This is a genomic window from Hyphomicrobium sp., from assembly GCF_020852195.1.
Classification (GTDB): Bacteria; Pseudomonadota; Alphaproteobacteria; order Rhizobiales; family Hyphomicrobiaceae; genus Hyphomicrobium_C.
The window spans coordinates 1-11,831 of sequence record NZ_JADZBI010000041.1; the positions used below are offsets into that span (position 1 = coordinate 1).

An 11,831-nucleotide genomic window follows, 5' to 3' on the forward strand; every position below is an offset into this window, starting at 1 on the left:
GCACGGCGCCGTTCATGGTCATGGAGACGGTCATCTGCTCGAGTGGAATGCCGTCGAACAGCGTGCGCATGTCGTAGATGGAATCGATGGCCACGCCCGCCATGCCGACGTCGCCGCGCACGCGGGGATGGTCGCTGTCGTAGCCGCGGTGCGTCGCGAGGTCGAAAGCCACCGAGAGGCCCTTCTGCCCGGCGGCGATGTTTCGCCGATAGAACGCGTTGCTATCCTCCGCCGTCGAGAAGCCCGCGTACTGGCGGATGGTCCACGGCTGGGTCACGTACATCGTGGGGTAGGGGCCGCGCACGTAGGGCGCGATGCCGGGCCAGGTATCGAGGAAGTCGAGGCCGGCGGTATCGGCGTCCGTGTAGGTCGGCTTGACGGGAATGCCTTCCGGCGTCGTGAAGACATCGCCGTTCGCTGCGGCCGGCGCCTCGTGCGCCACGCCGTTGGCCTTGCGCGTGCCCTCGAGCTTGATCTTGGTGAAATCCGGAATGCTGGTCATGCCTTGAGCCGTTTCTCTGGGGACTGCCCCTGGCGCGAATATGACGGGCCGATCGCCGAAGCTTACGAAATTCCGAGCTTTTCCTGAAGACCCTTGAGGGTGGCCACCGCGTCGGCGCCGGCAAACAGGAACTGGTCGACCCCGGCCGCCTTGAGCGCCGCCTCCCGCTCTCCGGGACGCCCCGCCATCAGAACCAGCTTGGCGCCCGATTGTTTCAGGGCCTGCGCGGTCGCCTCCGCGTGCTCCGCATAGAGCGCGTCGGACGAGCAGATGCAGGCTGCCGTCGCGCATGAGGCTTTGAAAGCAGCGGCCGCCTCATCGGCCGACGCATAGCCATCCGTGGTCAGCGAGCCGATCCCGCCCGCGGCCAGATAGTTCTTGATCCACGTCGAGCGGGCCGTGTGCTCGATGACGGGACCGAGACTGGCGAGGAACACCCGCGGCTCCTGGCCCGTCTTCGCCGTGAAGGCGTCGGCCGCATCGCGCAACGCCTCGAACGGCTCGGCCAGCCGGTGCGGGGCGAGCGGGCGCACCATCTGCTCGCCGGTGACGGGCGGCGCGGCCCGCGACGGCTTCACCTTGACGCCATCGTCGCCGAGCAGCGGAAATGCCGACACGCCGGTCAGCGCCGCGCGCCCGGTGGCGATGGCCTTGGCGCGGGCCGCGGCATCGGCGGCGACCTTGTCCTGCACGAACCCCTGGTCGAGCGCGGAGATGATGCCGCCCTTGCCCTCGATCTCCTGCATCAGTGCCCAGGCGGTCTTGGCCATCTCGTTGGTGAGCGCCTCGATGTACCAGGACCCGCCCATGGGATCGAGCACGCGTCCGAGCCACGACTCCTCCTGCAGCACGATCTGGATGTTGCGCGCCGTCCGCCGCGCGAAGTCGTCCGCCTCGCCGAGCGCCGCCGTGAACGGCAACACGGCGATGGCATCCGCCCCGCCGAGCACCGCGCCCGCGCAGGAAAGCGTCGAGCGCAGCATGTTGGTCCAGGGATCGCGCCTTGCCAGCATGCGGAACGAGGACGAGGCCGAAAGGTGCAGGCTGGCCGCGGCCTCGCCGGCGCCCGACGCATCGGCGATGCGCCAGATGAGGCGGCGTGCGGCCCTGAGCTTGGCGACCGTCGCGAACAGGTCGGTGTCGGAGGAGACCGTAAAAGAGATTTGGCCGAGCGCGTCGGCGGGGGCGACGTCGGCGGCCTCGAACATGCGGAGATAGGCGATCAGCGTCGCCCCGAGCGCCGCGAGCTCGAACGCCTCCGTCGCGCCGGCCTCGTGATAGACCGTGGCATCGACCTTGACCGTGCGCGCCAGCGGCGCCTCGTCGTGCGCCTCGCGCGCCAGCGCGATGGTTTCCACCAGCGCCTGCTGCACCGGCGAGGGCAGCGTGCCCCAACGGGCCAGCGACCCGATCGGATCGAGGCCGAGGAACACTTGCGCCGACTTGGCCCTGATGCCGAGCCCTGGCAGCGCCGAGATGAGTTGGGCCGCGGCGTCGGCCGCACCGAGGCCCGCCTTGATCTCCACCGGTGCCAGATCGAGCCGTGCGCCGGCGAGCGCGGCCGCCATGTCGGCGGCGCTGCGGACGCGGCATCCGGTCTGCCCCGGCGCCTCGATCTCGAGCACGATGCCGTTGCTGCCGCCTTCGAGCTCGGACAGGATCTCGCGGTTGGCCTGCTCCGCATCGCCGGCATTGACCCGCTGGCGGATCTCCCAGCCGAGGCCCTGCACCGCTGCGTGCGTCCCGCGCGTGAAGGGGGCATGGCCGGGAGTGGCCGTCTGCAGCGCCGGCACGCTCGTCTCGCGCGTGTAGATCGGCTCGATGCGGATTCCGTCGGCGGTGCGTGTGACGAGCTTCTTCTCGAAATCGGCGCCCTTGATCGCCTTGTCGACGAGCGCCAGCCACTGGTCGCGCGTGGCGGCCTCGAAATCCGACGCGAGCGTAGTTGCAGAAACGCCTTGTGTGTTGCCTGCGGCCGTCATCGTGACATCGGACCCCGTTGATCGGATTGGTGTTGTCGAGTGGCCATTGGGCCTCGACCCATGCCTTGCTCTATAGGGAAAAGCCGCGGTCTGCGCACGCGGAATCGTCCCGTGCGACAGTTCGACGACAGACCCGCGCCTGCACCGCCGAAGGTCGCCCTCTCGACGCCTCGGCGACACCGAAATTTCCCCAGCTTGACGGAGAGGGCCATGCAACTGAATTTGCAATGACTCGAGCCCCATGCAATGAGGGCTTGAGGTGCGAAGCGACCCGAGTCGGCACGATTTTGTGCTGCGGACGAGGTGCCGGTCGGGTGTCAATGCGGAGAGCGGAATGAGCGAGTCTGTGCTTCAGGACGGAAAGATCTTCCTCGGCAAGAGCACGAAGCCCGAGTACCTGGAGCTGCGCTTCGCGAACCGGCACGGCCTGATCACGGGCGCCACCGGCACCGGCAAGACGGTGACGCTGCAGGTGCTGGCCGAGGGCTTCTCCACCGCTGGCGTTCCGGTCTTCGCCGCCGACATCAAGGGCGACCTCTCGGGCATTGCCGCCGTCGGCGAGCCCAAGGACTTTATCGTCAAACGCAACGAGCAGATCGGGCTTGGCGCCGAATGGCAGGCTCGCGCCTTCCCGACCATCCTCTGGGACGTATTCGGTAAGGAAGGCCACCCTATACGCACGACCGTGCTCGACATGGGCCCGCTGCTGCTGTCGCGCATGCTCGAGCTTAACGAGGTGCAGGAAGGCGTCCTCAACATCGCGTTCCGCGTTGCAGCCGACGAGAAGATCCCGATCCTCGACCTCAAGGACCTGCGTGCCATCATCGCCAACGTCGCCGAGCGCAGCAAGGAGCTGATCCAGCAGTACGGCAACGTGGCGACCACGTCCGTCGGGGCAATCCAGCGCCGCCTGCTGGTGCTCGAGGAGCAGGGCGCCGAGCTGTTCTTCGGCGAGCCCTCGCTCGACATCAGGGATTTCATGCGCGTCGCTCCGGACGGCCGTGGCGTGGTGAGCCTCCTCGCGGCCGACAAGCTGATGGAAAAGCCGCGGCTCTACACGACGTTCCTGCTCTGGATGCTGACCAAGCTCTGGCAGACGCTGCCCGAGGCCGGCGATCTTCCGAAGCCGAAGCTCGTCTTCTTCTTCGACGAGGCGCATCTTCTCTTCAACGAGGCGCCGAAGGCGCTGCTCGAGCGCATCGAGCAGATCGCGCGCCTGATCCGCTCGAAGGGCGTCGGCGTCTACTTCATCACCCAAAATCCGATGGACGTTCCGAACTCGGTCTCCGCCCAGCTCGGCAACCGCGTCCAGCACGCCTTGCGTGCCTTCACGCCCCAGGAGCAGAGGGCGGTTCGGGCCGCGGCCGAGACCTTCCGCAAGAACCCGGACCTCGACACCGAGCGCGTCATCCTGGAGCTCAAGGTCGGCGAGGCGCTCGTCTCGACCCTGGAGAACAAGGGCGAGCCGTCGATGGTCCAGCGCACGCTGATCCGCCCGCCCGAAGGCCGCATCGGACCGATCTCGGCAGACGAGCGCCTGAGCATCGTCGAGTACAGCCCCGTCTACGGCAAATACGAGGAGACGGTCGACCGCGAGAGCGCGCACGAGATCCTGACCAAGCGCGCCAACAAGGCGGCCGAGGAGGCCGGCTCGAGCGGTGGCGGCTGGGGCGACGTCATCTTCGGTGGGGGCGGCGGAGGCACGTCGGCCGACGGCAAGCGCAAGGGCCGCCCGAGCCAGGGCATGGGCGAGATGATCGGCAAGGATCTGCAGCGGTCGATCTCGCGCACCATTGCGACGACGATCAAGAACATCATCGTGAAGTCGATCACGGGCCGGAGCCGCTGAGGCGGCGGGCAGCAGGCGTTGTGCAGCGTTGTGTTGGCGTGGGCGCGCAGCCCGGAGGGCTGCGGTGTTGAGGAACCGGCATGGCACGCACACTCATTTGTCATGTGCCGAAGGATGCGAGCCTGGCGCGGGAGCTGGGAGCCGCGCTCATGGGGCGCGGCCACTTCGTCTCGTTCGACGGCGAGCCCGACAACCCGCGCCCCGAGCGCGCCTCGCGCCTGCGCCAGTTCGAGGCGGTGATCGTGCTGTGGACCGAGGCATCCGCGCCGACCGTGGGCCTTGCCGACATTGCCCGTGAGACGCTGCCGCTCAATCTCCTGGTTCCCGTTCGCGCGGCGGATCTGGCCCCGACCAAGCTGCCCTTGATGTTCCGCAAGCTCAATATGCTTGCCCCGCGCGACATCGACGGCATTGCGCGCGTGATCGCCCGCATGAGCGCGGCCGCAACCTCGCTGCGCGAAATGAGCGAGCGCGAGGCGGCCCGCCGGGCGTCCGGCGAGCCGGCGCTCGAGCAGACCCAGGGCACGCCGCTGCCCGCGCCGCCGCTTCCGAAGCGGACGGCTGCCCCGGCGAAGGAGCCGCCGCCAGCAAAGCCCGGTGCCGAGACGGGGCCTGTATCTCGGCCCGGTGCAGGCGTCCGCGTCCGCCCGCTGTCGGATCTGCCCGAGGTTGAGGCCGATGCCGCGCTGATCGCCGCGGCCCAGCAGCGTTCGGAGCCCGAGCGGGCACCGCAGCCACAGGTCAGGATGTCAGCGGACGCCGGACAGCGCTCTACGGAGCCGCCTAGGTCGGAGCCGCCCCGCCCCGCGACGCAGGTTCTCTCCGCCGACGATCTCGCGCGGGCCGTCGATGCCGGCCTGCTGGTGCCTCACGTGCCCGACGTGGTGTGGCTCGGTGCGCCGACGACCGTCGAGGTCACGCTGGGCCGCCACATGCTCGCCGGGCTCATGCAGCAGGGCCACAACATCGAGACGCTTTCGGTGAGCGTGTACGGCAGCGCCGAGGCCTTCGAGATCGAGCGCCAGTCGGAGCGCACGCAGTTCGTGAGCGCGAAGCACGCCCTTGCCGCACGCGATCCCGCCACGTTCGGGCGCTGGGCCTGGCTCCTGACCCCCTACGCGGCGGGACCCCAAGACTTGGTCATCCGCATTTCGGCGCTGCTGCGCGACCGTCACGGGGTGCCTGCCCCGGTCGCCATTCCGGACCGCCGCCTGTCGATCGAGATTCAGGTTCCGGAGAACGAGAGCCTCGTCTCCGCCCTTGCCGGCTGGCACCGCCGCTGACCGCTCCAAAGCCCGCGATGCAAAAAAACGCGGGACCGTGAGGTCCCGCGCCGAGCCTTTTCGAGAGTGATGGCGAGCCTCAGCTCGCCAGCTCCTCGACGTGCTCCCAGTTGACGAGGTTGTCGAACCAGGCCTCGAGGTACTTCGGCCGCGCGTTGCGGTAGTCGATGTAGTAGCTGTGCTCCCACACGTCGACGCCGAGGATCGGCTGCGACCCGTGCATCAGTGGGTTCTCTCCGTTCGGCGTCTTGGTCACTTCCAGCTTGCCGTCCTTGACGGCGAGCCAGGCCCAGCCCGATCCGAACTGGGTGGTGCCGGCGTTCAGGAAGTCGGCGCGCACCTTGTCGAAGCCGCCGTAGCCGTCGACGAGCTTCTGGATCGAGCCCGGCAGCTTGTTGCCGCCGCCGCCCTTCTTCATCCACTGCCAGAAGTGGATGTGGTTGTAGTGCTGGCCGACGTTGTTCACGAGCGGCTGGTTCTTGCCCGCGTAGGCGGCGACGCAGATCTCCTCGATCGATTTTCCCTCGAGGCCGGACCCGACGATCAGCTTATTGCCGTTGTCGACATAGGCTTGATGATGCTTGTCGTGATGGAACTCGAGCGTCTCCGCCGACATATAGGGCGAAAGCGCATCGTAGGCATAAGGAAGGTCAGGGAGCTTGAAGGTCACGGGCGGATACTCCGTCTTGAGCGGAAATCATGTCGCCCAATGCCTACCGGCTCGGGAGGTTCCATTCAAGCATTGTCGGGAGGCCGCCGCGGTCGAACGACGCGGGTTGAAAAGTGCCGGCGAGAACGATGGGGGAGGGAAGGGTGGGGGTGCACCGACCCTGAGCGGTGCACCCCCGTGGATCACGCCGGGGAAGATAGGATCTCAGGGTGAGCCCAACCTAGCCAGGAGCCTCTGAACCCGTCCTGAATGGCGCGTTCATCTGCCGTTCATCGTTGTGGCCATTTTGCGTCATGGCGCCGGCTGAGCGCGCAGGGCGCTAAAGGCGCGACGGAAGTCGGCTGCAATTCCGTCTTCTAGTAGAATTAAATGCGCCCATCGCGGAGCCGAACTGGTCGAAACACATGACAAGACGCCTGAGTTCCCTGTTTACCCTCGCGGTTCCGGTGGCTGCGGCCGGCCTTTTCCTGCTCTGGCTGTTCGGCCCTGGCGCATCGCCCGGCAAGGGCGTCGTCTACGAGACGGTGCCTGCCACCAAGGGCGAGATCCGCAAGATCGTCTCGACGTCGGGCCCGGTGCGGGCCCTGGTGACGGTCAGCGTCGGCTCGCAGCTTTCCGGTCAGATCGACGACGTGAAGGTCGATTTCAATAGCGAGGTGAAGCCCGGCGATATCATGGCCACACTCGACGCCAAGACGTTCGCCGCCAAGGTGGCCCAGTCCAAGGCGGATCTCGAGGCCGCCGACGCTGCGCTCCTCAATCAGCAGGCCACGCTCGAAAAGGCGAAGGCCGTGCTGCAGGCCGCCGAGACCAACGTGGCCCGCCAGCAAGGCCTGGCCGAGAAGCGTCTCTCGCCGCAACTCACCCTCGAGACCGCCGTGCGCGATCGCGACGTTGCCAAGGCCGACATCGCCGTGGCCGAGGCGCAGGTGGCGAGCGCCCGCGCCACTGTCGCGCAGCGCAAGGCTGCCCTCGACCAGGCCGCGATCGACCTGGAGCGCTCCGACATCCGCTCGCCCATCGACGGCACCGTGATCTCGCGAACGGTCGATCCCGGACAGACCGTGGCCGCCAGCCTGCAGGCTCCGGAGCTGTTCAAGATCGCCCAGGACCTGTCGCGCATCCGCATCGAGGCGCAGGTGAACGAGGCCGACGTCGGTGCCGTCGCCGAGGGCAATGCCGCGACCTTCACGGTCGATGCCTATCCCGACCGGCAGTTCGAGGGCCGCGTGACCCAGGTCCGCCTGGCCGCGACCGAGCTCAACAGCGTCGTCACCTATACGGTGATCGTCGAGGCCGCCAACGAAGGCCGCAAGCTGTTCCCCGGCATGACGGCCAACGTGGTGATCGTGTCGGCGACGCGCGACGGCGTGCTGCGCGTCACCAATGAGGCGCTTCGCTTCCGACCGAAGGGCGACGTCGCCGCCTCGGGCGGGCGCGAGCGCGGCGAGGGCGGCGGTGCAGGCGACCGCGGCGCCCGCATGATCGAGCGCCTCAAGACGGAGATGGAGCTGACCGACGCCCAGGTGGCGGCGGTGCGCGAGGCCGTGGATCAGCTCGGCAGCGAGATGCGCGAGAGCAGCGGGCAGACGAGCTTCATCGGCGGCGGGCCGGGGCGCGACCGCGGCGAGATCCGCCAGCGGTTCATGTCGCGCATCGAGCAGGCCCTTGCACCGCTGCTGAGCGACAACCAGCGGGCGGCGTTCCAGCGTTGGAAGGAAGGCCGCGAGGCCGTGCGTCCGGCGACGGTGTGGGTGCTCGGCAAGACGGGCGTCCCGGAGCGGCGCAACGTCCGCACTGGCATCTCCGACGACCAGTTCACCGAGATCGTCGGCGGCAACCTGGCCGAGGGCGAGCCCGTCATCATTCGAGCCCGGGACGTGAAGTCGTGACCGTCATCGAGCGTCCTGCCGGTCCTGAGCCGCAAGGGGAAGCCCCGCCCCTCGGCCCCCCGCTCGTCTCCGCCCGCGACCTGACGAAGGTCTACCGCGTGGGCGAGCAGGACCTCGTGGCGCTCGACCATGTCACGCTCGACATCGCAGCCGGGGATTTCGTGGCCATCATGGGTCCTTCGGGCTCCGGTAAGTCCACCATGATGAACCTGATCGGTGCGCTTGACGTGCCGACCTCGGGCAGCCTCGTGCTTGACGGCCGCGATATCGGCACGCTGGCGGTGGATGAGCTGGCGGACCTGCGCAACCGCTCCATTGGCTTCGTCTTCCAGCAGTTCAACCTGCTGCCGCGCACGAGCGCGCTCGAGCAGGTGATGCTTCCGCTGCTCTATGCCCATCCCCGTCCCGCCGACAGCGAGGCGATGGCGCGCCGGCGCCTGGAGCAGGTCGGCCTCGCCAACCGCATGGACCACACGCCGCGCCAGCTCTCGGGCGGCCAGCAGCAGCGCGTCGCCATCGCGCGCGCTCTCGTCAACAATCCGAAGCTCCTGCTCGCCGACGAGCCGACGGGCGCCCTCGACAGCCGTACCTCCGAGGAGATCATGCAGCTTTTCGCCGAGCTCAATCGCGGCGGGATCACCATCATCGTCGTCACCCACGAGCCGGAGATCGCGCTGTGGGCCGGACGGCGCATCACGTTTCGCGACGGGCGCATCGTCGACGACATCCGCCAGACGCCCTACGCGGGCGGCGTGACCTTGTCGGATGCCTCATCCGCGCCGGGAGCCGCGCCATGAACCTGTGGGACAGCGTTCTGATCGCCGTGCGGGCGCTGCGGGTCAACCTCCTGCGCTCGGTGCTGACCACGCTCGGCATCGTCATCGGCGTCGCCTCCGTGATCATCCTCGTCGCCGTCGGCACGGGCGCCTCGAGCGAGGTCGACAAGCAGATCAAGGCGCTCGGCACCAACATGCTGGTGGTGTTTCCCGGCTCGATGCGCGTCATGGGCCGGCAGGGCGGGGCCGGCACGGACATCCCGCTGAGCGAGATCGACGTCGCCGGCATCCGCGACAAAGTCCCGGGCGTGACCGCCGTCGCGGGGCAGATCGAGGATTCAGGCCCCGTGGTACGTGGCAACAGCAATTGGACATCGAGCTTGAGCGGCGTGCACGCGGAATACGCAAGCGTGCGCGACTGGCCGATTGCCTCGGGCCGTGACCTCGACGCGGCGGATGTCCGCAGCGGCGCCAAGGTTGCCATTCTGGGAGCGACCGTCGCCAAGGAGATTTTTCCCGGCGAGGACCCGGTCGGCGCCGCGGTTCGCATCAAGAACGTGCCGTTCGAGGTCGTCGGTGTTCTGACGGCCAAGGGGCAGTCCGTGATGGGGCGCGACCAGGACGACATTGTGCTCCTGCCGATCACCACGGCCCGGCTCCGGGTCTCGGGCAAGAGCCAGATCCAAAACGACCGCGTGGGGCGCATTTACGTCAAGGTCGACGAAGGGGCCGACATGGCGGAGGTGCAGGAGGACATCGAGAGCTTCCTGCGCCAGCGCCGCAAGACGCGGGCGGGCGCCGAGGACAGTTTCTCGGTTCGCAATCTCGCGGAAACCATGAAGGCGAGAAGCGAGGTTTTGACCACGCTGAGCTATCTTCTGGCGGCAACCTCGGTCATTTCGCTCATTGTTGGCGGCATCGGCATCATGAACATCATGCTCGTCTCCGTGACCGAGCGCACGCGCGAGATTGGGCTCAGAATGGCGGTCGGCGGCCGCCGCCGCGATATCATGCTTCAGTTTCTCGTCGAGGCCGTTTCCCTGTGTCTCCTTGGAGGGCTGATCGGAATTGCCATCGGCGTTTCGGCTTCGGCGGTCATCGCTTTTGTGGCGAATTGGCCGGTGCTCGTCTCGCCCGCGGTTCTGGGCGGCGCCCTTGCGGCAGCCGCCGCAACGGGCATCTGTTTCGGATTGTTTCCGGCGCGTCGCGCGGCTCTTCTAAATCCCATCGACGCTTTGCGAAGCGAATAGGACGCGCGAATACTTTCGCCGGCCTTGACGGAACCCCCCAAAAGATTTTACTGAACCACCTCCGAGCCGCGTTCGCGCGGCTCACGGCCGTTTTCGCTCGCAGCAGTCGAGAATGTACGTGGGCGTAGCATAAGCCATTGGTGTTTTTTATCCATTTTCAGAAATTTTGGGATGTATCGGAATTCCAGGCATAATAGAGCTTGGCCGAATGGACGGAAGCAGAGAGATCGGACGACCAACGGGAGTGGAGAATGGCAAGCATCAACTACGATAAGCTGTCGGTGAAAGAGCTGACGGACCATATCGCGCGCGCTCAGAAGGCATTGAACGCGGCGAAGGACCGTGAGCGCGCCGAGCTGAAGCACAAGATTTCATCGCTTGCCGAAAATGCAGGGTTTTCCGTCGGGGAGTTGTTCGGTGGCCGCGGGCGCGGCAAGTCGGTTGCCGTGAAATACATTAACCCCGACAATCGGTCCGAGACCTGGACGGGCCGCGGCAGAAAGCCGAATTGGCTCGTCGCGAAGCTGAGCAAAGGCGCCAAAATCACCGATTTTGCGGTCTGATTCATCGGCAATCGACGATGTCGAAACGGTGCGTCGCCGGATAGGCGGCGCACTGGTTTTTTTTTGGGCCGTACCTGGTGGCGCGTATTGGGGCGCAGCGGGCGATTATAACGTCAGCCCGCAGTGCATTTTGTCCGCATGTATGGAATGTCGGCGCCTCGAAAAGCCCGATGCCGAATGCGGTTTTCGCAATAAACGCCAGCGTGCTGCGCAATGGCGCCGTTGGGAGATCGCTCGCGCCTTGTTTTCGCTCACAATGGTTGGAAACTAAGGTCGGCAGATCCGGGCCTGGAACTGGTTTCTCGACCAAAAAAATCGCGAGCCTGCGTTGAGCTTGCTTAGCACTCAATGCTTGACAGTGCTAGCAGGTCTCCACATATAGGCGCTGCGCCGTCGGCTATGCGTTCAGCGGTCGTTGGCGCATGCAACCCTCAGGCAACGAGGCTTCGTCTCTGCCGGGGTTCATTTCTTAACAGAATCAACCATTTGCATCATGAGGGTCTACCCATGAAATTCCGTCCCTTGCATGACCGCGTTGTCGTGAAGCGCGTCGAGGAGGACACCAAGACCGCTGGCGGCATCATCATTCCCGACACGGCCAAGGAGAAGCCCCAGCAGGGTGAAGTCGTCGCTGTCGGCCCCGGCGCCCGCGACGAGCAGGGCAAGATCGTTGCCCTCGAGGTGAAGCCCGGCGACCGCGTTCTGTTCGGCAAGTGGTCCGGCACCGAGGTCAAGATCGACGGCGAGGATCTCCTGATCATGAAGGAGAGCGACATCCTCGGCATCCTCGAAGGTAAGACGGCGACCAAGAAGGCCGCGTAAGCGCCTCCCGTCCGAACCCAAATTCCCCAACATTCTAACGGAGTGCCAACATGGCAGCTAAGGACGTAAAGTTTTCGCAGGACGCCCGCGAGCGCATGCTGCGCGGTGTCGATATCCTCGCCAACGCCGTCAAGGTCACGCTCGGCCCCAAGGGCCGCAACGTCGTCATCGAGAAGAGCTTCGGTGCCCCGCGCATCACTAAGGACGGCGTGACGGTCGCCAAGGAGATCGAGCTCGAGGAC

General features: G+C 66.5%; 11 protein-coding genes. 8 read left to right on the forward strand and 3 right to left on the reverse strand.

The features are described 5' to 3' along the window. Together IT540_RS03430 and IT540_RS03435 are read right to left on the reverse strand one after the other, a co-directional pair. On the reverse strand, positions 1-502 hold a 502-nt coding region (locus IT540_RS03430), incomplete at its 3' end, for a methylmalonyl-CoA mutase family protein (protein ID WP_291173301.1). A 62-nt stretch (positions 503-564) separates the two neighbouring features. Beyond that, positions 565-2,484, reverse strand: coding sequence for a methylmalonyl-CoA mutase family protein (locus IT540_RS03435; protein WP_291173302.1), 1,920 nt, complete (start codon positions 2,482-2,484; stop codon positions 565-567). A gap of 334 nt (positions 2,485-2,818) precedes the next feature. Here IT540_RS03435 and IT540_RS03440 point away from each other — a divergent pair, with 334 nt between their 5' ends. Next, positions 2,819-4,333: a helicase HerA-like domain-containing protein gene (locus IT540_RS03440; RefSeq protein ID WP_291173304.1), complete on the forward strand. Its 1,515-nt coding sequence runs from the start codon at positions 2,819-2,821 to the stop codon at positions 4,331-4,333. A gap of 80 nt (positions 4,334-4,413) precedes the next feature. Further along, the gene (locus tag IT540_RS03445; RefSeq protein ID WP_291173306.1) at positions 4,414-5,616 is read left to right on the forward strand and encodes a hypothetical protein; all 1,203 of its coding nucleotides are present in this window, start codon (positions 4,414-4,416) and stop codon (positions 5,614-5,616) included. 79 nt (positions 5,617-5,695) lie between these two features. Here IT540_RS03445 and IT540_RS03450 read toward each other — a convergent pair whose 3' ends face one another. Further along, on the reverse strand, positions 5,696-6,286 hold the full coding sequence (locus IT540_RS03450; RefSeq protein WP_291173308.1) for a superoxide dismutase: 591 nt from the start codon (positions 6,284-6,286) through the stop codon (positions 5,696-5,698). Between the two features lie 404 nt (positions 6,287-6,690). On the opposite strand from IT540_RS03450, the gene IT540_RS03455 reads away from it, so the two are divergent. From IT540_RS03455 to IT540_RS03480, 6 genes are all read left to right on the forward strand, one after another. Further along, the gene (locus IT540_RS03455) at positions 6,691-8,178 is read left to right on the forward strand and encodes an efflux RND transporter periplasmic adaptor subunit (protein ID WP_291173309.1); all 1,488 of its coding nucleotides are present in this window, start codon (positions 6,691-6,693) and stop codon (positions 8,176-8,178) included. Then, entirely contained in the window at positions 8,175-8,975 is an 801-nt protein-coding gene (locus IT540_RS03460; protein WP_366029135.1) for an ABC transporter ATP-binding protein, read from the forward strand. The genes IT540_RS03455 and IT540_RS03460 overlap by 4 nt, the downstream gene beginning before the upstream one ends. Continuing rightward, entirely contained in the window at positions 8,972-10,204 is a 1,233-nt protein-coding gene (locus tag IT540_RS03465; RefSeq protein WP_291173310.1) for an ABC transporter permease, read from the forward strand. Before IT540_RS03460 ends, IT540_RS03465 begins: the two co-directional genes overlap by 4 nt. Before the next feature lie 251 nt (positions 10,205-10,455). After that, the gene (locus IT540_RS03470) at positions 10,456-10,767 is read left to right on the forward strand and encodes an H-NS histone family protein (RefSeq protein WP_291173312.1); all 312 of its coding nucleotides are present in this window, start codon (positions 10,456-10,458) and stop codon (positions 10,765-10,767) included. A gap of 507 nt (positions 10,768-11,274) precedes the next feature. Next, the gene (gene groES / locus IT540_RS03475; RefSeq protein ID WP_291173314.1) at positions 11,275-11,589 is read left to right on the forward strand and encodes a co-chaperone GroES; all 315 of its coding nucleotides are present in this window, start codon (positions 11,275-11,277) and stop codon (positions 11,587-11,589) included. 50 nt (positions 11,590-11,639) lie between these two features. After that, positions 11,640-11,831, forward strand: a 192-nt coding sequence (locus tag IT540_RS03480) for a TCP-1/cpn60 chaperonin family protein (protein WP_291173316.1), incomplete at its 3' end; no start/stop codon positions are given.

Excerpts from the sequence above, each read along its gene's own strand:
- groES (WP_291173314.1), top strand. The coding sequence starts at position 11,275 with ATGAAATTCCGTCCCTTGCATGACCGCGTTGTCGTGAAGCGCGTCGAG.
- IT540_RS03435 (WP_291173302.1), bottom strand. The coding sequence starts at position 2,484 with ATGACGGCCGCAGGCAACACACAAGGCGTTTCTGCAACTACGCTCGCG.
- IT540_RS03440 (WP_291173304.1), top strand. The coding sequence starts at position 2,819 with ATGAGCGAGTCTGTGCTTCAGGACGGAAAGATCTTCCTCGGCAAGAGC.
- IT540_RS03470 (WP_291173312.1), top strand. The coding sequence starts at position 10,456 with ATGGCAAGCATCAACTACGATAAGCTGTCGGTGAAAGAGCTGACGGAC.
- IT540_RS03455 (WP_291173309.1), top strand. The coding sequence starts at position 6,691 with ATGACAAGACGCCTGAGTTCCCTGTTTACCCTCGCGGTTCCGGTGGCT.
- IT540_RS03445 (WP_291173306.1), top strand. The coding sequence starts at position 4,414 with ATGGCACGCACACTCATTTGTCATGTGCCGAAGGATGCGAGCCTGGCG.
- IT540_RS03465 (WP_291173310.1), top strand. The coding sequence starts at position 8,972 with ATGAACCTGTGGGACAGCGTTCTGATCGCCGTGCGGGCGCTGCGGGTC.